At 71.5% G+C, this 21,305-nt stretch carries 19 protein-coding genes and 1 tRNA gene; 15 read left to right on the forward strand and 5 right to left on the reverse strand.

From position 1 onward, the window contains the following. Positions 1 to 18 precede the first annotated feature (18 nt). The 7 genes from ABD366_RS35070 (at position 19) to ABD366_RS35100 (ending at position 6,401) form a co-directional block, all read left to right on the forward strand. Entirely contained in the window at positions 19 to 951 is a 933-nt protein-coding gene (locus ABD366_RS35070) for a phosphatase PAP2 family protein (protein WP_324768482.1), read from the forward strand. Further along, positions 875 to 2,050: a hypothetical protein gene (locus ABD366_RS35075; protein WP_324768481.1), complete on the forward strand. Its 1,176-nt coding sequence runs from the start codon at positions 875 to 877 to the stop codon at positions 2,048 to 2,050. The genes ABD366_RS35070 and ABD366_RS35075 overlap by 77 nt, the downstream gene beginning before the upstream one ends. Beyond that, positions 2,047 to 3,633, forward strand: a complete 1,587-nt coding sequence (locus tag ABD366_RS35080; protein WP_324768480.1) for a hypothetical protein — start codon at positions 2,047 to 2,049, stop codon at positions 3,631 to 3,633. The genes ABD366_RS35075 and ABD366_RS35080 overlap by 4 nt, the downstream gene beginning before the upstream one ends. Positions 3,634 to 3,776: 143 nt before the next feature. After that, on the forward strand, positions 3,777 to 5,069 hold the full coding sequence (locus tag ABD366_RS35085; protein ID WP_324768484.1) for an AAA domain-containing protein: 1,293 nt from the start codon (positions 3,777 to 3,779) through the stop codon (positions 5,067 to 5,069). A gap of 168 nt (positions 5,070 to 5,237) precedes the next feature. Continuing rightward, positions 5,238 to 5,594: a hypothetical protein gene (locus ABD366_RS35090; protein WP_324768479.1), complete on the forward strand. Its 357-nt coding sequence runs from the start codon at positions 5,238 to 5,240 to the stop codon at positions 5,592 to 5,594. 131 nt (positions 5,595 to 5,725) lie between these two features. Next, positions 5,726 to 6,337, forward strand: a complete 612-nt coding sequence (locus tag ABD366_RS35095; protein WP_324768478.1) for a bifunctional DNA primase/polymerase — start codon at positions 5,726 to 5,728, stop codon at positions 6,335 to 6,337. Further along, a tRNA-Lys gene (locus tag ABD366_RS35100) sits at positions 6,328 to 6,401 on the forward strand. The genes ABD366_RS35095 and ABD366_RS35100 overlap by 10 nt, the downstream gene beginning before the upstream one ends. Positions 6,402 to 6,800: 399 nt before the next feature. Here the strand turns inward: ABD366_RS35100 and ABD366_RS35105 are convergent. After that, positions 6,801 to 8,048, reverse strand: coding sequence for a M6 family metalloprotease domain-containing protein (locus tag ABD366_RS35105; protein WP_324768477.1), 1,248 nt, complete (start codon positions 8,046 to 8,048; stop codon positions 6,801 to 6,803). 353 nt (positions 8,049 to 8,401) lie between these two features. Between ABD366_RS35105 and ABD366_RS35110 the strand changes: the two genes are divergently transcribed. Continuing rightward, entirely contained in the window at positions 8,402 to 10,237 is a 1,836-nt protein-coding gene (locus ABD366_RS35110; protein WP_324768476.1) for a putative bifunctional diguanylate cyclase/phosphodiesterase, read from the forward strand. 187 nt (positions 10,238 to 10,424) lie between these two features. On the opposite strand, the gene ABD366_RS35115 is transcribed toward ABD366_RS35110, so the two are convergent. The 3 genes from ABD366_RS35115 to ABD366_RS35125 all read right to left on the reverse strand — a co-directional run bounded on the left by ABD366_RS35115 (position 10,425) and on the right by ABD366_RS35125 (position 13,263). Continuing rightward, positions 10,425 to 11,522, reverse strand: a complete 1,098-nt coding sequence (locus ABD366_RS35115) for an LLM class flavin-dependent oxidoreductase (protein ID WP_324768474.1) — start codon at positions 11,520 to 11,522, stop codon at positions 10,425 to 10,427. Between the two features lie 184 nt (positions 11,523 to 11,706). After that, positions 11,707 to 12,438: a maleate cis-trans isomerase family protein gene (locus tag ABD366_RS35120; protein WP_324768473.1), complete on the reverse strand. Its 732-nt coding sequence runs from the start codon at positions 12,436 to 12,438 to the stop codon at positions 11,707 to 11,709. A gap of 3 nt (positions 12,439 to 12,441) precedes the next feature. Beyond that, entirely contained in the window at positions 12,442 to 13,263 is an 822-nt protein-coding gene (locus ABD366_RS35125; protein ID WP_324768472.1) for a maleate cis-trans isomerase family protein, read from the reverse strand. Positions 13,264 to 13,597: 334 nt separating this feature from the next. On the opposite strand from ABD366_RS35125, the gene ABD366_RS35130 reads away from it, so the two are divergent. Together ABD366_RS35130 and ABD366_RS35135 are read left to right on the forward strand one after the other, a co-directional pair. After that, entirely contained in the window at positions 13,598 to 14,602 is a 1,005-nt protein-coding gene (locus ABD366_RS35130; protein ID WP_344443113.1) for a D-2-hydroxyacid dehydrogenase, read from the forward strand. A gap of 133 nt (positions 14,603 to 14,735) precedes the next feature. Further along, the gene (locus tag ABD366_RS35135) at positions 14,736 to 16,142 is read left to right on the forward strand and encodes an amidase (RefSeq protein ID WP_324770149.1); all 1,407 of its coding nucleotides are present in this window, start codon (positions 14,736 to 14,738) and stop codon (positions 16,140 to 16,142) included. A 57-nt stretch (positions 16,143 to 16,199) separates the two neighbouring features. On the opposite strand, the gene ABD366_RS35140 is transcribed toward ABD366_RS35135, so the two are convergent. Further along, positions 16,200 to 16,709: a DUF3830 family protein gene (locus ABD366_RS35140; protein ID WP_324770147.1), complete on the reverse strand. Its 510-nt coding sequence runs from the start codon at positions 16,707 to 16,709 to the stop codon at positions 16,200 to 16,202. 109 nt (positions 16,710 to 16,818) lie between these two features. Here ABD366_RS35140 and ehuB point away from each other — a divergent pair, with 109 nt between their 5' ends. The 5 genes from ehuB (at position 16,819) to ABD366_RS35165 (ending at position 20,867) form a co-directional block, all read left to right on the forward strand. Further along, positions 16,819 to 17,724, forward strand: a complete 906-nt coding sequence (gene ehuB, locus ABD366_RS35145; RefSeq protein WP_324770146.1) for an ectoine/hydroxyectoine ABC transporter substrate-binding protein EhuB — start codon at positions 16,819 to 16,821, stop codon at positions 17,722 to 17,724. Continuing rightward, positions 17,721 to 18,446, forward strand: a complete 726-nt coding sequence (gene ehuC, locus ABD366_RS35150) for an ectoine/hydroxyectoine ABC transporter permease subunit EhuC (protein WP_324770145.1) — start codon at positions 17,721 to 17,723, stop codon at positions 18,444 to 18,446. Before ehuB ends, ehuC begins: the two co-directional genes overlap by 4 nt. Before the next feature lie 47 nt (positions 18,447 to 18,493). After that, positions 18,494 to 19,111: an ectoine/hydroxyectoine ABC transporter permease subunit EhuD gene (gene ehuD, locus ABD366_RS35155; protein ID WP_324770164.1), complete on the forward strand. Its 618-nt coding sequence runs from the start codon at positions 18,494 to 18,496 to the stop codon at positions 19,109 to 19,111. A gap of 43 nt (positions 19,112 to 19,154) precedes the next feature. After that, a complete protein-coding gene (ehuA, locus tag ABD366_RS35160) occupies positions 19,155 to 19,925 on the forward strand; it encodes an ectoine/hydroxyectoine ABC transporter ATP-binding protein EhuA (protein WP_324770162.1) in 771 nt (256 codons plus the stop codon). Between the two features lie 171 nt (positions 19,926 to 20,096). Beyond that, positions 20,097 to 20,867 (forward strand): IclR family transcriptional regulator, encoded by a 771-nt coding sequence (locus tag ABD366_RS35165; protein ID WP_324770143.1) that lies wholly within the window; start codon positions 20,097 to 20,099, stop codon positions 20,865 to 20,867. Positions 20,868 to 21,305 lie beyond the last annotated feature (438 nt).

Here is a 21,305-nt window from a genome sequence, read left to right on the forward strand (position 1 = left end):
AGAGGGGGAGCGGCCCGAATGTCGCAGATCGACCACGCGGTACGCACGGAGGCGACACCCGGTGTTCGACTGCGGTGGTGGACCGAGCTACCGCTGATCCTCCTCGTGTACGGCGCGTACTCGGCCGGCCGGCTGCTCGCCCGGGGTGACGTGAGCACGGCTGTCGATCACGGTCTGGCCATCCTCCGCGCGGAGAACGCCGTCCGTCTCAATCTCGAGCATCCGCTGAACCGTCTCTTCACCCGTGAGCCCTGGCTCGGGGTCCCCGCGGACTTCTGGTACGCCTCGCTGCACTACGTGGTCACGCCGGCCATCCTCATCTGGCTCTTCCGCCGCCGCGCCCATCTCTACCGCGCGGCCAGGACCTGGCTGATGACGTCCACGCTGATCGGCCTGATCGGCTTCACGATGCTGCCGACCTGCCCGCCCCGGCTGCTCGCCGCGGGCCACGGCTTCGTCGACACGATGGCCCAGTACAGCTCGTACGGCTGGTGGGGCGGCGCGGCCAGCGCGCCCAAGGGCCTGGGCGGCATGACCAACCAGTACGCGGCGATGCCGAGCCTGCACGTCGGGTGGGCGCTGTGGTGCGGGGTCATGCTGTGGCGCAACGGAAAGAGCCCGTACGCGAAGGCCGCCGGTGTCGCCTACCCGCTGATCACCACGATCGTCGTCATGGGCACGGCGAACCACTACTTCTTCGACGCGCTGGCCGGCGCCGCCGTGATGGGCGTGGGCCTGCTGCTGACGAAGCCGGTGACACGGCTCGCGGAGCGGGTCAGGGACCGGGTCGACACGGTACTCGCGAGCGGTTCCCGGGCGGTCCCTTCCGCCACACGTTCCTCGATTGTCAGTGGAGAGTGCCAGACTTCGCCGGGTGAGCGAATTCCCCGACAGCGCAAGGCCGCCACGTCGCACGACACCGGTGACGGGGCTGCGGCACCAGCTCGCTGAGCTGCGCGGCCCCGACCATCAGCCGCGGCCGCTGGACGCCCGCGCCCTGGCCGCCCTCGCGGCGAACCCGGGGTGCGACAGACGTGCGCTGCTGGACGGGGCGGGGGTGGACAAGGCCCGTCTCGCGGACGCGCTCGGCTCGCCCGCCGCCTTCGGGCAGTCCCAGTTCGCCCTGGCCCGGGGGAACGTGTTCGAGGCGCGGGTCAAGGCCGACGGTGGCTCCCAGTTGCTGCGCCTGGTGCACGCGCACGTGGACGGCTCTGCCATCGAGCCGGCCCCAGAGTACGTACGCGCCCCTGATCTGTCGGCGATCGGGCCCGAGGGCCGCACCGCGCGCACGGCTCTCGCGCTGCGTGAGGCGGTGGAGTCCCCCGGCACCTGGACGTTCCTCGACCATCCGATGCTCGCCCTGGATGTGGCGGGCAGCCCGGCGTTCCTGGAGCCCGACGCGGTGGTGGTGCACCCGGACGGCAGCTGGACGGTCGTCGAGATCAAGTCCTTCCCGATGATCGACGGCGCGGCGGACGCGGCGAAGGTGGGCGCGGCCGCACGCCAGGCCGCGGTGTACGTACTGGCCCTCGAGGAGGTCGCGGCCCGCCTCCCCGACACCGGGGTGAAGGTCCGGGACCGGGTCGTCCTGGTCTGCCCGAAGGACTTCTCGAACCTGCCGGCCGCGTCCGCCGTCGACGTACGCAAGCAACTGTCGGTGACGCGGCGCCAGTTGCGCCGCCTGACCCGCATCGAGTCCATCGCGGCGCAACTGCCGCCGGGTACCGTCCTCGACCCGGACCGGCCCGCCGCCGAGCTGACGGCGGCCGTCGAGTCGGTGCCCGCCACGTACGCGCCGGAGTGCCTGGCCGCCTGCGAGCTGGCGTTCCACTGCCGGGACCGGTCGCGGCAGGAGGGCGCGGTGACGTCCCTCGGCCGGGCGCTGCGCGCCGAGCTCGGCGGCCTGACCACGGTGGACGCGGTACTCGCCGCGGCTCATGGCGAGACGGGCGACCCGGAGGATCCGACGGTGGCGGCGCTGCGGCGCGCGGCCGCGCTGCGCGCCGAGGCACTCGACCTCGCCGAACCGTCGAAGGGGGCGGCCCTGTGAGCCTCATCAACCACCTGGGCCGGCTCGAAGCCACCAGCACCGGCCGCGCGCAGCCCATCGCCACGGTCCGCCACCGGCACCTGTCCCAGCAGCCCCTGGTCATCGTGCCGTTGACGACCGCGGGCGAGACCGGCGCCCCGCTCGGCGCCCTCGTCGGCACCGAGCGCACCTCCCCGCGCCTGCTGGTCGTGGCACAGCCGCGCGACCGCGATCTGCGCTTCGCGTTCCTGACGCAGCTCGCCGAGACGGTCCTGCCGTACGTCGACGCGTACGCCGGTGACGTCGAGGCCGCCGAGCGCAGCGAGACCGATCCGGAGACCGGCAAGAAGGTCAAGGTCGAGGTCGAGCTGTGCGCGGACGCGCCGCAGCTGATCGTGCCGAGCCGAGCGGGCATCGACCTGGTGCGGCTGCTCGGCCGGTCGATGCGGTTCCGTCGCACCGCCGAGCAGGACCCGGAGACGCCGTATCCGGCGCCGCCGCACGTCCCGCTGCTCGGCCGCTGGCTGACGCACTTCGGGGAGCGGGCCCGCGTCCCCGGTTCCGCGCTGCTGCTCGCCATGACGGACCTGCTGTCCCGGCACTGGGCGACGGGCCAGTCGAGCCTGGAGGACCAGCACCTGGGCGCGCTCCTCGCCTGGATCGCGGCCCCGGAGGGCACCTCGGGCGCCGAGGCCGCGCTCCGCGCCGAGCTCGACCGGGGCCCGGACGGCCAGCTGCTCTGCCCGCCCGCGGGACCGGCCACCGACCCGGCCTTCGACAACAAGCTGCTCGCGCCGGCGATCGAGCGCTACGACCGGGCCCGTACGAGACTGGCGGCGACCGAGGACGCGGTCGAGGCCGACGGGCGCCTCGCCGAACTCACCGCGGCCGAGCGGGAGATCCACATCCTGGTCGAGTCGCGCACCCGGCCCACGTGGGACGCGGTGTGGCGGGGCCTGGACCTGCTGTGCACGCTGCCCGAGGGCCCCCGCGCGGCCGAGCGCTGGACGCGGGACCGCTGGTCGTTCACCGGGCACCGCGACCGGGTGGCCGCGGGCGAGCCGCCGCAGCCGCGCCGCGACGACGCGGTGACCGCGGCGAACAAGCTGGCCACGCGCGAGCGCGAGCAGGCCCGCCTGGACGCGCAGGAAGCGCTCGACGACCCGCTCGTGATGGCGGGCCGGCGGCTGGCCGGAGAGGCCTTCGCGGGCGAGGTGACCGAGGTCGTGGCGGCGTACAACGACAAGAAGCGGCCGCGGCCGCTGATCACGGTCCGCACGGACGACCGGCCGCATCTCGGGGAGCGGGTGAAGGTGTACCGGTCGCTCGAAGGCAAGCCGCAGGCGGCCGAGTTCGTGGCCTACGAGAGTGAGGCGGGGGACGCGGTCGTGCTGCGACTGCTGGACAAGATGGGGCGGGGCAAGGAGCCGGAGGAGGGGTCCGTGCCGCGGAAGGGGGACCGGGTGTGCTGGACGCTGTTCGAGCACGAGCAGCGCGGCGGGCCCAAGCTGCCGGACCCGGAGGAGACGCCGTGGACGCACGGCGGGCCGCCGGGCACGGACGCCTCGACGCCGGACGCCGTGACCTCGGAGGACATCCTGTGACGACCGTGACCGCCCTCGGCCCGTCGGCCCATGACCCGTCGGCTCATGACCCGTCGGCTCATGACCCGTCGGCCCACGATCCCGCAGGCCCCGGTCCGGCGGCGCTCAGCCCCTCGGCCGCCGCCGCCCGGGCGACGGACGCCATCCTGCGCGACACGCTCCACGGCGACGCCCGCGGCGTGGTCGTGGACTCGCCGCCGGGCGCCGGGAAATCGACCCTGGTCGTGCGGGCCGCGCTCGAACTCGCGGAGGCGGGGCGGCCGTTGATGGTCGTCGCGCAGACGAACGCACAGGTCGACGATCTCGTCCTGCGCCTCCACGAGAAGAACCCGGAGCTGCCCGTCGGCCGGCTGCACAGCAGTGACCCGGACGCCTACGACAAGGCGCTCGACGATCTGCCGAACGTACGCACCTCGACGAAGGCCGGTGACCTCGCGCCGCTGCCCGTCGTCATCTCCACCGCCGCGAAGTGGGCGCACGTGAAGGTCGCCGACGCGGGCGGGCCGTGGCGGCACGCCATCGTGGACGAGGCGTACCAGATGCGCTCGGACGCGCTGCTCGCCGTGGCGGGCCTGTTCGAGCGGGCGCTGTTCGTGGGTGATCCCGGGCAGCTGGACCCGTTCGCGATCGTCGGCTCGGAGCAGTGGGCGGGCCTGTCGTACGACCCGTCGGCGTCGGCGGTGTCGACGCTGCTGGCACACAATCCCGAGCTGCCGCAGCACCGGCTGCCGGTGTCGTGGCGGCTGCCGGCGTCGGCGGGGTCGCTGGTGTCGGGGGCGTTCTATCCGTTCACGCCGTTCCGCAGCGGCACCGACGAGGGCGACCGCGCGCTGGAGTTCACCGCCCCGTCGGACGGTTCGGGCCCGGACCGGGTCATCGACGAGGCGGCCGCGGCCGGCTGGGGGCTGCTCGAACTGCCCGCCGCGCACACGCCCCGGACGGACCCGGAGGCGGTGCGGGCGGTGGCGCTCGTCGTGCGGCGGCTGCTCGACCGGGAGGGTGTCACCCGTTCCGAGCGGGGCCCCGGGGCGGCGCCGCTGACCGCCGACCGGATCTGCGTCGGCACCGCGCACCGCGACCAGGCGGCGGCGGTCCGTGCGGCGCTGGGTGAGCTCGGCGTGCGGGACGTCACGGTGGACACGGCGAACCGGTTGCAGGGCCGGGAGTTCGACGTGACCGTGGTGCTGCATCCGCTGTCGGGCCGTCCGGACGCGACCGCGTTCCACCTGGAGACGGGCCGCCTGTGCGTGCTCGCGTCCCGGCACCGGCACGCGTGCATCGTGGTGTGCCGGGCGGGTGTCGCCGAGCTCCTCGACGAGCATCCGTCGACGGAGCCGGTGCAGCTGGGGGTGGACGTGAAGTTCCCCGACGGCTGGGAGGCCAACCACGCCGTCCTCGCCCGCCTGTCGGAACACCGGGTGGCGTGGACGCCGTAGGGCGAACTCGTCAGGGCCATCTCGTCAGGGCGCTCTGGTCAGAACGTTCGCTTCAGGGCGTTCGTTTCAGGGCGTTCTCCTGTTGCGGAGGCCCACTTGCGCGCCGACGGACAATGGAAGGCGGCCCGGGCACTCGACGGGCCGGACCCGGCACAAGGAGGAACCACCATGGCGGAGCCCGAGCGGCCCCGTACCCCGCAGCCCCGGCTGCGCCCCGCCCCGCTCCTCTTCGAGCCCGCGGACGCCGCCGCCGACCCGGAGCACTTCTTCGACCTGGAGTCCCTGGAGGACCCCCGCGAGCTGCTCGCCCGCGCCACGGAACTGACACTCGCGTTCCGCGCGGCGACCGACCGTTCCGTCGAGTTCCAGGCGATCGCGGCGGCGCAGCTCGCCGATCCGCGCCGCTTCGACCGGCTGACCACGGCGGACATTGCGGAGCGCGCGCAGTGGACCGAGGACTATGCGAAGAAGATGGTCGAGTTCGGCCGTGACCTGCTGCGCAGCGGCTCGGAGCAGTCGCCCTAGCGGCGCCGGGGCCCGCCTAAAGATCATTTGGCATATGCCATGAGGGCAAGATACTCCTCGCCTCCCCCTCCTGTCCCGAATTCTCGCAACCCTGAGGAGCGGCATCCTCACCCCCTGTAGATGTGGGGGACATGAACAACAGCCCCCACTTTGCCCCTGCCCCCGGCATCCCCCACGACCGCTTCGATGTCTGTGGCGTCACCCCCGAAGGCGCCGCCTGGCTCGCCTCCGCAGGAACGTATCCGCGCTCCACGCTCGCCCATTGGGAGTCCCGACCCACGGCTCCCGTGGTGCTGCCCTGCGGTTCCGTCTTCGACGTGGTCAACGTGCCGGCCATCTTCGGCCGGCGGATGTTAGACCGGCTCTGGGACGAGGGCCCCGGCTCCGGCCCGGTCGCCGCCCACCGCGGCCGCATGCTCGTGTTCGCCGCGCCGGGCACGGCTCAGCGGCTGCCCTCGCTGCTGGAATGGGAGGAGTGGGGCCCCGCCGTGCCGCCCCTGCTCTGCCACGGCAGCGGCGACGCCGTCACCGTGCCCGCCCCCACGGCACCCACCGACCCGCGCCCCGAATCCCGCTGGGTGGTCGCCCCGGACACCCGCCACCCCTGGCTCCCCGGTCCGGAGGTACTGCTCTGGTCCTGCGTCCGAGCGGCCAGGGCCGGCGCCACCGCCGCCGTCCGCATATCGATTTTTCCTGCCGCCGATCAGGATGCTAAGGTCTACGACGTCAGCAGGCGCCGCTAGCTCAGTTGGTTAGAGCAGCTGACTCTTAATCAGCGGGTCCGGGGTTCGAGTCCCTGGCGGCGCACCGACGGTAAGAAGCCCTCCGTGAGAACGGGGGGCTTTTTGCGTTGCACGCAGGCCACCCGATACCCCGCCGGCGGCTGGGGGTCCGGGGGTCATCCCCCGGGAGACACAGCATCAGCGGGTCCGGGGTTCGAGTCCCTGGCGGCGCACGTTGTTGGTGGCGGGATGTGTTCGCAGAAAGCGCGAACCATCCCGCCGCCGTCGTTTTTGCACGGCTTCGCCGCGCGTCGTGGGGGCTCTGCCACCCACACCCCCTGGCCGGTGCGAAGGCCCCTCGCATGAACGCGGGGGGCTTCTTGCGTGGCACGCAGGCCACCCGGGGCCCCGCCGCCCTCCGTGAGAACGGGGGGCTTCTTGCGTGGCCGGGGAGTGAAGCTCTGGGGCCCCGGCGCCCCGGGGGTCATGGGGACGACAGGGCTCCGCCCGTTGTCACCGTGACCGTCCACGCGCCGGAGGCCGTGCGGTCCGTCGCTTCGATGCGGAGGGCGGCGCCGGGGACCGTGAAGCTCTCCCCCACGCCGACCGGCGCGTCCGCGAGGGCCGGGTACACCGAGTCGCCGTAGCAGGCCTCGGTATCGGGGTGGGCGTCGAGGACCTGGACGGGGCCGCCGCCGGACGAGGAGTCACTGCGCACCCGGTAGACGAGGACGCCCTGCGTGCAGGTGCCGCTGTCGTTGCCGCCCGCGCCGCGCGCCTCCAGGGCGATGACGCTGGAGGGCCCGGTCCGTACGACCGCGAGCTTGGTGCCGTCCCCGGTGCCGAACGGGGCGCCCGCCGCGCGCGGCGCCGTACTCAGCGGCTCCAGCGTCAGCCGCGTAGCGCCCGTACGGGTCACGCACGCCACCTGCCGGGGATCCAGCCAGCCGAGCTTCCACTTGTGCCAGCCGAAGAAGTCCGGCGCGAGACCGAACTGACTGCCCATGACGTCCCAGTCACCGACGTACGTGTCCCAGTCGCCCTTGTTGTCGGACGGCCGGTGGTAGAGGTCGGGCAGGTCGAAGACGTGCCCGGTCTCGTGCGCGAGGACGTTGCGGTCCGGCGGGTGCTGCTCGAAGACCGTGACGACGCGCCGGATGTCGGCGCCGTCCGCCCGCATCGGCCGGTCGAAGTTGACGACCTTCGTGGCGTCCGAGTCGACGCCGGGCGCGTCCGGGTCGGCGACGAAGTAGACGACGTCGTACTTGCTGAAGTCGGTGTGCGGATCCGCCACCGCCAGCGCGTCACGCAGATAGGCGCCGCGCCGCCCCGCGTCCCAGTCGCGCCGTATCCCGTACGAGGCCGAGTCCCGCGGCATCTTCAGCCACGCGCGCTGCGGATGCGGCACCAGCGTGAACCTGCCGTAGGAGGCCCGGTCGAAGAAGCGGCTGGTGGCCGGGAAGTAGTCGGCTGCCAGCTCGGCGGGCGTGGTCAGCGGGGCCGAGTCCGGGAAGGAGAGGAAGACCATCACCGCGTTCAGGTTCCTCCGGGGCCGCGGATAGGCCTCGTTCCAGGTGTCCAGGCCTTCGGAGTGGTGGGCGGCGGTGCGTTCCAGGGCGCAGGGGCCGCCGTAGCGGGAGGCACCGGCGGGGCCTGCGACCAGGCCCGTGGCGACCAGGGCGGTGAGAGCGGTGAGCGCCGCCGCGGTGGCGCGCAGGCGGGGCTTGTCCACTCCCCCGGGTGGCTGCGGACGCGGCAAGTCGACCTCCGGGAGGGGAAAGTGGGACACCCCACCCAGAGTGTTGGTGTTTGTTGGCTTTCGCCCTGTTTATCTGGCCCGGATGAGTGAGAGGACGACACCCCGAGCGGTCAGCGGCCGTCACAGATGATCGGGGTGCGACAGAAGTCCGGCCGGGGGCGAGCAGAAACGATCTGGCAGGACGGGTTCCGCCTGCCCGGAGCCGTGCTGCCCCTGGACAAGGCTGGATAGGCCGTCCGACCGGCCTCTATGATCGGCACACTTTCCTGCCGGGACCCGGCCGCACCAGACCACGCGACCAGACGAACGCACTACGGGAGCGAGCGGTGAGCGCACAACCCGAAGGGCCCACGACCGCAGCGGAGGTGCCACCGGCCGGCCCGCGCCGCGAACGCAGCACGGAGAACGGCCGGGCACCGGAGTACCCCCCGGGGGCCGTCCACGGCGCCGCGTTCCTCGCCGCGCCGCAGCCCATGCTCCTCGTCGACCGCGGCGGCCTGATCACCGGCGCGAACGCCGCCGCGCTCGCGCTGCTGCACGGTGAAGGCACCGGGCCCCTCGTCGGCCTCGTCGCCGCCGAACTGCTCGACCTCGCCTCCGACCCGCGCACCTGGGACGCCTACCGCGAGGTGCTGCGCGGCCGGCAGGCACCGCTCAGCCGGACCCGCCGCCTCAAGCACGCCTCGGGCCACTCGTTGTGGGTGCGGATCACGGTGTCGCCCGTGCCCGGCGCGGACGTCGTCCTGGTCTCGCTCAGCGATGTCAGCGCACACCGTGAACTCCAGGCCGGGCTAAGGCACTTGCAGACCCACGACCCGGTGACCCGGCTGCCCAACCGCGCCCTGTTCTTCGAGCGCCTCACCGGCGCTCTGGAGGCCGGCGCGTACGAGGACTCGGGCGCGACCGGCCGGGTCGGCCTCTGCTACCTCGACCTCGACGGCTTCAAGGCCGTCAACGACACCCTCGGCCACCACGTCGGGGACCGGCTGCTCGCCGCCGTCGCCGAGCGGCTCACGCACTGCGCGGACCTGGCCCGGCACGCCACCGGCGCCCCACTGGTCGCCAGACTCGGCGGCGACGAGTTCGCGCTGCTCATGGAGGACTCGACCGGCACGGAGCAGCTGGCGGCCCTCGCGGAGACGGTCCTGCGGGCGCTGCGCGAACCGTTCGACCTGTCCGGACAGCGGCTCTCCGTCTCGGCATCGATCGGCGTCGTCGAGCGGCACGTCGCGGACACCAGCACGACAGGTCTGATGCAGGCCGCCGACACCACGCTGTACTGGGCCAAGGCCGACGGCAAGGCACGCTGGGCCCTCTTCGACCCGGAGCGCAACGCGCGCCGGATGACCCGTCAGGCGCTCTCCGCCGGGCTGCGGCCCGCCGTCGAGCGCGGCGAGTTCGTCCTGGAGTACCAGCCGCTGGTGCGCCTGGAGGACGGCGGGCTGCGCGGCGTCGAGGCGCTGGTGCGCTGGCGGCATCCGCAGTTCGGTCTGCTGACGCCGAATCGGTTCATCGCACTGGCCGAGGAGGACGGCTCCATCGTCGAGCTGGGGCTGTGGGTCCTGGAGACCGCCTGCCGGCAGGCGCGCGCGTGGCAGCTCGCGCATCCGGACGTGCCGCCGGTCTTCGTGAGCGTCAACGTGGCCGTACGTCAGGTGTGGGACTCGGACCTGGTGGCCGATGTCGCCCGCATCCTGGAGGAGACCCGACTACCGGCGGAGCTACTCCAGTTGGAGCTCACCGAGTCCGCGGTGATGGGGTCCACCGGGCGGCCCCTGCGGGCGTTGCAGGATCTCAGCGACATGGGTGTGCGCATCGCCATCGACGATTTCGGCACCGGGTACTCGAACCTCGCGTATCTGAGCCGGCTCCCGGTGTCGGTGCTGAAGCTGGACGGGGCGTTCGTACGCGGCTTCCAGGACGGGGAGAGCGTCGGCGCCGGGGGCGATGCCGGGGCGCCCGAGGATCCGGCCGATGCCGTGATCGTGGAGGCGATGGTGCAGTTGGCTCATCGGCTGGGGCTGACCGTGACGGCGGAGTGTGTGGAGACGGTCGAGCAGGCGGAGCGGCTTCGGCGGATCGGGTGCGATACCGGGCAGGGGTGGCTGTACTCGCGGCCCGTCGGGGCGGATCGTATCTCCGGGTTGTTGGCCGCGCGGTAGCCGTGGGCGCGGGCGTGTTCGTGTGCGCGGGCGTGTTCGTGTGCGCGGGCGCGTGGATGGGCAGCGGACTGCGTCCGCTCAGTCGCCCTGCGGGCTCGTCCTCAATCGCCGGACGGGCTTGCTTGTTGCCGGACGGGCTTGCTTGTGCCGCCCCCTCGATCCGATCGGGGGGCGGCACCGCGCGGGGTCAGGACTGCGGGAGGCCGTAGGCGTCCGCGATGAGGTCGTACGAGCGCAGGCGTACGTCGCCGCTGTGGGCGTTGGCGGTGAGCATCAGTTCGTCGGCGCCGGTGCGCTTCTGGAGGTCGTCGAGGCCGGTGCGGACCTCGTCGACGGAGCCGTGGATGACGTTGGAGTTCCAGGAGTCGATGAAGTCCCGCTCCATCTCGTTGAACTGGTGCGCCTCCGCCTCCTCGGGCGTCGGGACCAGGCCGGGGCGGCCGGTGCGCAGGCGGACCATGTTGAGCGCGGCGGCCAGGACCTGGCGGCGGGCCTCGGTGCCGTCGTCGTCCGTGGCGAGCGCCGAGACGCCGATGAGGGCGTACGGCTCGTCCAGGACCGCGGAGGGCTGGAACGACTCGCGGTACAGGTCGAGCGCCGGGATCGTGTTCTGCGCCGAGAAGTGGTGGGCGAACGCGAACGGCAGACCGAGCACGCCGGCGAGGCGGGCGCTGAAGCCGGAGGAGCCGAGCAGCCACAGCGGCGGGCGGTGCGGGTCCTGGACGCCGCCGGGCGACGTGGCCTGGACGGGGCCCGGGACCGCGTGGATGCGGGAGTAGCGGTGGCCGTCCGGGAAGTCGTCGTCGAGGAAGCGGGTCAGCTCGGCGAGCTGCTGCGGGAAGTCGTCCGCGCCTTCGTTGAGCCGGTCGGTGCGGCGCAGGGCCGCCGCGGTGGCGCCGTCGGTGCCGGGGGCGCGGCCGAGGCCGAGGTCGATGCGGCCCGGGGCCATCGCCTCGAGGGTGCCGAACTGCTCGGCGATGACCAGCGGGGCGTGGTTGGGCAGCATGACGCCGCCGGAGCCGAGCCGGACCCGGTCGGTGTGGGCGGCGAGGTGGGCCAGGATCACGGCCGGCGACGACGAGGCCACTCCGGGCATGGAGTGGTGCTCGGCGACCCAGTAGCGGTGGTATCCGCGGCGCTCGGCGAGGCGGGCGATGTCGACGCTGGTGCGCAGGGCCTGCGTGGCGGTGCGGCCCGCGCCCACGGTGACCAGGTCCAGGACCGAGAGGGGGGTCGGGGCGGTGCCGTGGGCTGCGCCGCGGATCTCGTCGTGGTTGGCCGGCACGGGGTCCTCCTGGTGATGTGGGTCTGAGTAACCCCGGTTTAACGGAGGCTAGCTCCGGTTTATTCCCGCAGGCAGGAACGGCCCGGAGGGAGCGGCCGCACCGGAGTGACCGCACAGGGGTGACCGCACAGGAGTGACCGCACAGGAGTGACCAGGGAGGAACGCCCCGGCCGGCCGACACGCGTCACACCTGGACCACCGGCTCCTTCGCGAAGAGGGAGCCCAGTTCCGGCGCGTTCACCCGGCGGCCCACCAGGCGCAGCGCCTCCCAGACGGTGACCTGGTTGGCGGTGAGGACCGGCTTGCCCAGCTCCCGCTCCAGGTCACGCACGTACGCGGCCGTGTGCAGTGCCGTGTCGGGGAGGAGTACCGCCTCCGCTTCCGGGTGGTCCCCGGCGCGGGCCATCGTCAGGACCTCGTCCCAGCCCCACGTGCCGACCTCCGCGGCCGTGATGATCCCGCTGCCCCGCACCGACAGCACCTCGGCGCCGGCCGACTTCAGGAACGCGGAGAAGTGCTCGGCGACGTCCGCCGGGTACGTCGCCGCGACCGCCACCCGGCTCACCCCCAGCTCGCGCAGCGCGTGCGCGAAGGCGAACGAGGTGCTGGAGGCGGGCAGGCCCGCGGCCACGGCCAGCGACCTGACCTGCTCGTGCGCGCCGTCCCAGCCGAAGACGAAACTGGCGGACGTGCACGCCCAGACCACCGCCTCCGCGCCGGCCAGCCTCAGCTCCTCGACGCCCGCGGACAGCCGGTCGGCCGCGCCCATCTCCAGGAGCGCGTCGACGCGGTGCGCGTCCTCGCCGATGTCCGTGTGGACGACGGGCAGCCGGATGTCACTGTCGATCAGCATCTCGATGCGCGGATAGTCGTCCTCGGCGGAGTGTCCTGGGTAGAGAAATCCGAGCGCTGTCATGTTCTATGCCCACCCTTCCTGGCCCTCCGGGAGTTCCGGCAGGCCTTGTCCGGGCCGGAGCCCTTCGTCCGGCAGGGGCCACTGCCGTCGCGCCGCCGGGTCGAGCAGCGCCTGATAGGGCCCCACCGCCCGCGTACCCAGTCGTCGCAGGGCTGCCCACATCGTGACCTGGTTGGCCGAGATCACCGGGATCCGCAGTTCGGCCTCCAACTGCGGTATGACGTCGTACGTGGGCAGGTTCGTGCAGCTGATGAAGAGCACGTCGGCCGTGCCGCCGACCGCGTCGCGCGCCATCTCCGCGACGTCCCGGTACGGGACCTTCCAGATGTGCCGGGTCAGACCGAGGTCCGCGGCTCCGGTGACCGATACGCCGGCCTGCGCCAGATATTCCTCCAGGGACTGCGTCACCGACTGCGTGTAGGGGGTGACGAGCGCGACGCGGCGCGCGCCGAGTTCGTCCAGTGCCTCCAGGAGCGCGCCGGACGTGGTGAGGGACGGCAGTTCGCCCGAGCGGCGCATCGCCTCGCACATGGCGCGCTCCCCCGCGATCCCGCCGACGAAACTCCCCGACGTGCAGGCGTACGCGAGGACTTCGGGCTCGGCCGCGCCGAGTGCGCGTACCGCCTCGCCGAGTGTTTCGTGCTCGCTGACCAGACGCGCCAGATCGAGACTCACCTCGACCGGGACGAACGGGGTGCGGGTGAGGTGGAGGGAGATCTCGTCGGGCACCCAGCGCCACAGCTCACGGTCGAGAGCGAAGTCGAACGGTGCTACGACGCCGACGCCGCGCTGCGGCTGCGGCCCTCCCAGAAAAGAGACGTCCATAGAGCATGCCCCAAGTTCAGCTGACGTGATGATGCCGGTGCGGTGCTTGAGCCGGCGGGCCGCCGCCGGGACGTCGGGACAGCGAAGAGGAGGGGAACGGGCTGGCCCAGTACCCCTGTTGACGAAGGTAGGTTCAGGTGCCAGCGTGGTCAATCCGCGCATGTCAGATGGATGCCGCGAGTCGGTCCGCACGTCATGATCGTGATGTTCCCGGCCCTTCCGACCCGGCCCACCGGAGAAGCCCCTCAGGAAGTCCCTCAAGAAGTACTTCTAGAAGTCCTTCAAGAAGTCCCTCAAGGAAAGCGGAGCCTCGTTGCGAAACGATTTCCCTGCCGTGTCCGGCCCCGGCGGCCCGGGCTCCGGGGGCGCGGGACCGGCCGGCGGCCGGCCCACCGTGCTCGTCCTGGACGCCGCGCCCGGCGAACCGCCGCCCCGGCTCGGCGGCCTCACCGGCCGGGCCCGGGTGCTGCACGCCTCGGACGCGGCCGGGTTGCGCGCCCGACTCCCCGCGGCCGACGTCCTGTTGGTGTGGGACTTCCTGTCCGACGCGGTGCGGGACGCGTGGCCGGGCGAGGGGCCGCGGCCGCGCTGGGTGCACACCGCGAGCGCGGGCGTCGACCGGCTGATGTTCCCCGAACTCGTCGACTCCGACACCGTGTTGACCAATGCCCGGGGCATCTTCGACCAGCCCATCGCCGAGTACGTCGCCGCGCTCGTCCTCGCGATGGGCAAGGACCTGCCGCGCACGCTCGCCCTCCAGATGTCCCACGAGTGGCGGCACCGCGAGTCGCAGCGCATCGCCGGGACGCGGGCCTGCGTCGTCGGCTCGGGCCCCATCGGGCACGCGATCACCGCGCAGCTCAAGGCACTCGGCATCACCACGGCGCTGGTCGGGCGGCGGGCGCGGGCCGGGATCCACGGCCCCGCCGATCTCGACCGGCTGCTCGCACGCGCCGACTGGGTGGTGTGCGCGGCTCCGCTGACCGAGGACACCCGGTCCATGTTCGACGCGCGCCGGTTCGGCGTGATGCAGCCCGCCGCCCGCTTCATCAACGTAGGACGCGGGCAGTTGGTCGTGGAGTCCGATCTGGTGGACGCCCTGCACAAGCGGTGGATCGCGGGCGCGGCGCTCGATGTCTTCGAGCACGAGCCGCTGGAGCCGGACAGCCCGCTGTGGACGGCTCCCGGGCTGCTCGTCTCGCCGCACATGAGCGGGGACACGGTCGGATGGCGGGATGAACTGGGGCGGCAGTTCATGGAGTTGTACGGGCGCTGGGAGGCGGGCCGGTCGCTGACGAACGTGGTCGACAAGAAACGTGGGTATGTCCCCGGGAACTGATGGCGATCCGGGACACCTGGCTTCTGGCACCTGCTCACTGGCCTGATCGCTGACCTGTTCGTTGACCTGATCGCTGACCTGTTCGTTGACCTGATCGCTGATCCATGGTTCGCGCCATGGGGTGGAGGGGCGGATGACGACCGAGCTCACCGGACTGACCGCGCTGGACCTTCTCGACGGGTACCGCAAGGGCGAGTTCAGCCCTGTCGACGCCGTCCGGGCGGTGCTGGCCCGGATCGAGGAGACCGAGCCGGAGCTGAACGCGTTCGTGCGGGTCGACGCGGAGGGGGCGCTCGCCGAGGCGGAGGCGAGTACGCGGCGATGGCGGCGGGGTGAGCCGCAGGGGCTGGTCGACGGTGTGCCGGTGACCGTCAAGGACATCCTGTTGCAGCGCGGCATGCCGTCCCTGCGCGGGTCGAAAACGGTACGTGTGGACGGTAGTTGGGCTGAGGACGCGCCGTCGGTGGCGCGGCTGCGTGAGCACGGTGCCGTCTTCGTCGGCCGGACCACGACACCCGAGTTCGGCTGGAAGGGCGTCACCGACTCGCCGCTGTCGGGGATCACCCGCAATCCGTACGACACCTCGCGCACGGCGGGCGGTTCGAGTGGCGGCAGCGCGGCGGCCGTCGCGGTCGGCGCGGGGCCGCTGTCGCTCGGTACGGACGGCGGCGGGTCGGTCCGTATCCCGGCCGCGTTCTGCGGGATCTTCGCGCTGAAGCCGACGTACGGGCGGGTGCCGCTGTATCCGGCCTCCGCGTTCGGGACGCTGGCGCACGTCGGGCCGATGACGCGGAGTGCGGCCGACGCGGCGCTGATGATGGACGTGATCTCCGGACCCGACCCGCGCGACTGGTCGGGGTCGGCCCCCGCGGCGGGCAGCTTCCAGGACGGGCTGCGGGGCGGAGTGCGCGGCCTGCGGGTGGCGTACTCGCCGTCGCTGGGCGGGCAGGTCGCGGTGCAGCCCGGGGTCGCGGCGGGGGTGCGGGCGGCGGTGACGCGGCTGGCGGGACTCGGGGCCTACGTCGAGGAGGTCGACCCCGATTTCACCGATCCCGTCGAGGCGTTCCACGTGCTGTGGTTCAGCGGGGCCGCCCGGGTCGTGCAGCATCTGTCCCCCGCGCAGCGGGAGTTGCTGGATCCGGGGCTCCAGGAGATCTGTGCGCAGGGGGCCCGGTACAGCGCGCTCGACTATCTGGCGGCGGTGGACACGCGGATGGCGCTCGGGCGGCGGATGGGGCTGTTCCACTCCACGTACGACGTGCTGGTCACACCCACCTTGCCGCTCACCGCGTTCGAGGCGGGGGTGGAGGTGCCTCGGGGGTCCGGGGTGCGGCGGTGGACGGGGTGGACGCCGTTCACGTACCCGTTCAATTTGACGCAGCAGCCAGCGGCGTCCGTGCCTGTGGGGGTTGACGGGGCGCGATTGCCAGTCGGGGTTCAGGTGGTCGGGGCGCGGCATCGGGATGATCTGGTACTCCGGGTTGCTCACGCGTTGTATGAGGCCGGGGTCGCGGGTATCGCACCGCCTGTGGTGGCTTAGGCCACGGGGCTCCGCCCCGGACCCCGCTGCCTCTCGTACGACAGCGGGGCTGAGGCGCTACTTGCGGCGGAAGCTCAGCGTCTCCCCCACCGCGCCCGACCGCCACAGGTCCTGGCAGGCCTCCGCCATCGTGTCCAGGCCCTCCACCACCTGGCCCCAGACGATTCCGGGGACCCAGCCGACGTCTCCGTTCAGGAGCAGGTTGTTGCGTTCGTAGAACAGGGCGAGGTCGATGACGGGGGTGCCGGCCGCGAGCGAGGCGCCCGTGCCGTAGCCGTACGACTGGGAGCCCAATTGCGACCCGTTGAAGGAGAAATAGCAGAGGTCACCCGGAATGGGAGTGACCGTCGGATTCTCCAGGGGTGGCTCTTGTTCCGCGAATGCCGGGAAAAGGGCGTAGATCTCGTTGCGGGCGTATTTGGCGTGGTAGACGTCGGAGACGAGCGGCAGGGCCTCCCACACCGCCGCGCACGTCAGCGGCGCGCGATCGTCGAGGAGTTTCGCCGTACAGGCCACTCCCCTTTTGGCCAGGGAGACTTCGATGAACCGGTCCGTTGAGTCAGCCATGCTCTCCATGGTCTGCCTCATCCACCCCGTTGGGTCAAGACCGCATCCTCAGTGACTGCGGCGTAAATTGATCGGCATATGTTGCGTCGAGTCGGGTAGCCGCGCGCCCATGGCTCCACCAACTCAGATACGTAGAAACGAGACTCCGGAGAAACGTCCTCTCCGCAGACGGTCACTACTGATCGGCGCGGGCGCACTCGGCGCGATGGGGGCCCTGGGCGCGGCAGGCTGCAGCCGGGTGCCGGACGGGGACACACTCGCCCGCCTCCAGGGGCAGGGCACGGTACGCCTGGGCATCGCGGGCGAGGTGCCGTACGGGTACATCAACGACGACGGCGAGTTCACCGGCGAGGCGGTGGAGCTGGCCAAGGTCATCTTCAAACGGCTCGGTGTCGGCCATGTTCAGCCGGTGGCCACCGACTTCGCCTCGCTCATACCCGGCCTGAACACGCAGCAGTTCGACGTCGTGTCCGCCGGGATGTACATCAACAAGGAACGCTGTCAGCAGGTCATCTTCGCCGATCCCGAGTACCAGATGCTGGACTCGTTCATCGTCCGCAAGGGCAACCCGAAGAACCTGCACAACTACGCCGATGTCGTGAAAGCGAAGGCCAAGTTCGGCACCGGCACCGGGTACGCGGAGATCGCGTACGCCGTCGACGCCGGGTACAAGGAGTCGGACATCGTGATCCTCCAGGATCAGGTGGCCGGGCTCAACGCGGTGGAGGCCGGGCGCATCGACGTCTTCGCGGGTACCGCGCTCACCACCCGCGAGGTCACCAAGAAGAGCAGCAAGGCCGAGCACACCGAGCCGTTCGCGCCGACGGTCGACGGCAAGAAGCATGTCGACGGCGGCGGCTTCACCTTCCGGCCCACCGACACGAAACTGCGGGACGCCTTCAACGTCGAGATCCACAAGATGAAGAAGAGCGGCGAACTGTTCCGGATCCTCCAGCCGTTCGGCTTCACCAAGGCGGAGATGACGACGCTGACCGCCGAGGAGCTGTGCCGATGACTGCCGGACTGTGGGAACACTGGGTACTGCCCGGCATCTGGATCACGATTCAGCTGACCGTCTACAGCGCGGCGCTCGCGACCGTGGTGGCGTTCGGTGTCGGCATGGCGCGTACGCACCGGCTGTGGATCGTCCGGTTCGTGGCCGGCCTCTACACCGAGATCTTCCGGGGTACCTCTGCCCTGGTCCTGATGTTCTGGATCTTCTTCGTCCTGCCGCAGCTCGCGGGCTGGTCACTCGTCCCGATGTGGGCGGCCGTCCTGGCTCTCGGTCTCTCCTACGGCGCGTACGGGGCCGAGATCGTACGCGGCGCCCTGAACGCGGTGGCGCCCGCTCAGCGCGAGGCGGGGGTCGCGCTGAGCTTCACACCGTGGCAGCGGATGCGCCTCGTCCTGCTGCCGCAGGCCGTGCCGGAGATGATCCCGCCGTTCTCGAACCTGCTGGTCGAGCTGCTCAAGGGCACCGCCCTGGTGTCGCTGCTCGGCATCGGTGACGTGTCCTTCGCGGCCTACCTGGTGCGGCTGGCGACGACCGAGAGCACGGAGATCTACTCGATCACGCTCGTCATCTACTTCGTGATCGCGTTCGTGCTGACCCGCGGGATGCGGGCCCTGGAGCGCAAGACCAAGGCCGGGCTCGGGCAGCGGCCCGAGCGCGGTGCCGGCGTCATGCGCAAGCTCGACCTCCGCCGCCAGAACGAGACCGGAGGGGCCGCCCTGTGATCACCACTGCCGCAACGAACTGGGACTGGTCCGCGGTCGGCGACTTCATGCCGTACTTCTGGGACGGTCTCCTCGTCACCCTCCAGATCCTGCTGTACGGCTCGCTGATCTCGTTCAGCGTCGGCCTGCTCTGGGCCCTCGCCTTCCGGGCGCCCACCCGCTTCGTCCGCTGGCCCGTCGGGGCGATCACGGAGTTCATCCGCAACACCCCGCTCCTGGTCCAGCTGTTCTTCCTGTACTTCGTGCTGCCGGAGGCGGGGATCCAGTTCTCCGCGTTCACCACCGGTGTCGTCGCGATCGGCCTGCACTACTCGACGTACACCGCGCAGGTCTACCGCGCGGGCATCGAGGCGGTGCCGGTCGGCCAGTGGGAGGCCGCCCGCGCGCTGAGCCTGTCGTACCGCAGGACCTGGTCGGCGGTCATCCTGCCGCAGGCGATCCGCCGCGTCGTGCCCGCGCTCGGCAACTACGTCGTGGCCATGCTGAAGGACACCCCGCTGCTCGCGGGCATCGGCGTCCTGGAACTGCTCCAGCGTTCGCGCCTCGAGGCGGCCAAGACGTTCCAGTACACGGAGGCCCTGACGGTCGTCGGCGTCGCCTTCATCGTCATCTCCTACCTCGCTTCCCTCCTCCTCCGATCCCTGGAGCGCCGCCTTGTCCACTGACTCTCCTGACGCGAACCTCACCAAAGGCCAGGCCAACCCCAAGGTGGACGGCGCCGAGCTGATCCGCTTCGACAAGGTCGTGAAGCGGTTCGGCTCCAACACGGTCCTCGACCAGCTGGACTTCTCCGTCGCCTCGGGCAAGCACGTCACGCTGATCGGCCCGTCCGGCTCCGGCAAGACGACGATCCTGCGGCTGCTGATGACCCTGCTCAAGCCGGACGAGGGCACCATCAAGGTGGGCGGCGAGTACCTCACGCACGAGGAGAAGAACGGCAAGCTGGTCCCGGCCGGCGAGAAGCACATCCGCGAGGTCCGCAAGAACATCGGGATGGTCTTCCAGCAGTTCAACCTCTTCCCGAACATGAAGGTCCTGCGCAACATCATGGAGGCGCCGGTCACCGTGCTCGGCCTGCCCAAGGACGAGGCGGAGCAGCGGGCCCGCGAGCTGCTCGACCTGGTGGGCCTGGGCGACCGCTGCGACGCGTATCCGACCCAGCTCTCCGGTGGCCAGCAGCAGCGGGTCGCGATCGCGCGGGCCCTTGCCATGCGGCCGCAGGTGCTGCTGCTCGACGAGGTGACGTCGGCGCTCGACCCGGAACTCGTGGCCGGTGTCCTCGACGTCCTGCGGGACATCGCGCACACCACCGACATCACGATGCTCTGTGTGACGCACGAGATGAGTTTCGCCCGGGACATCTCGGACCAGGTCCTGATGTTCGACGCGGGCCGTGTCATCGAGTCGGGCACCCCGGAGAAAATTTTCAACGAGCCGGACAACGACCGGACCAGGGAGTTCCTCAGCGCGGTGCTGTGACCAGCCACATGCCGTTTTGGGCATGACGCTGGCATATGCCAGGGTGGCGCGTTCCTGTTGAGAGGCACGGAATGCGCCACCAATTCCCCCAACCGCCGCCCTTATTGGGGGTGTTGGCGGCTATCGTGGACGGAGCCAGCTGTCCGGAACCGATCCTTGCAGGGGGATGCCGTGGCGCTGAAGCACGAGCAGGACGCGTCGGCGTACCAACCGCACCGGTCGGTGCAGCACGCTCTACGTGTCCTGGAGGCCGTCGCCCACAGTGGCACCGGCGTCACGGAAACCGAGCTGGCCCGCGAGACCGGTCTGCCCGCCGAGCAGCTGACCGCGCTCCTTCGCATGCTCCGCCGGGAGGGGTACGTCCAGCAGAACGCCGACGGCGCGTACGTCACCGGCGAGACGCTGAGCCGAATCGGTTCCGCGGAGGGCGGCGCGGCCGCGCTCACCGCCAAGCTCCAGGACACGCTCGACGAACTGCGGGACACGGTGGGCGCCGCGGTCTACATGAGCCGGTACATCGACGGTGAGGTCCACATCACGCAGTACGCGGCCGGGCCCGAGGCCCCCGCGGTCAACGAGTGGGTCGATTTCCGGGTCTCCGCCCACGCCAGCGCCGTCGGCAAGAGCCTCCTCGGGCAGCTGGATCTGAACGGCCGGCGTGATCACCTCTCCCGCCACAAGATGGCCCGCCTCACCTCGCGGACCATCACGAACGAGAAGGTGCTGCTCTCCCGGCTGGCCACCCAGCCCGCGACCGTCCCGGTCCTCGACCTCCAGGAGTACGCGGTCGGCACGGTCTGCGCCGCGGTCCCGATCACCGCCGGCTCCGCCGTCGGCTGCCTCGCCCTCTCCCTCCCGGTCGAACACGCCCACCGCCTCCACGACGCGGCGGACCGCCTGAACAGGAGCGCGGCACCGGTACTGCTGTCTTTGACGATCTGACCCGGGCCAGTGATCACCGCCCTGCCCATGCAGAAAGCCCCCGTTCGCACGAGGGGCATGCATGCAAAAGGCCCCTACTGCAACGAGGGGCCTTCACACCAGCAAGGGGGTGTGGGTGGCGGAGCCCCCACAACGCGCGGCGCAGCCGCGCAAAAACAACGGTGGCGGGATGGTTCGCGCTTTCCGCGAACACGTCCCGCCACCGACAACGTGCGCCGCCAGGGACTCGAACCCCGGACCCGCTGATGCTGTGTCTCCCGGGGGATGACCCCCGGACCCCCAGCCGTCGGCAGGGCCCCGGGTGGCCTGGGTGCCACGCAAGAAGCCCCCCGCGTTCATGCGAGGGGCCTTCACACCAGCAAGGGGGTGTGGGTGGCGGAGCCCCCACAACGCGCGGCGCAGCCGCGCAAAAACAACGGTGGCGGGATGGTTCGCGCT

It is taken from the genome of Streptomyces kunmingensis (assembly GCF_039533535.1).
Lineage (GTDB): Bacteria > Actinomycetota > Actinomycetes > Streptomycetales > Streptomycetaceae > Streptomyces > Streptomyces kunmingensis.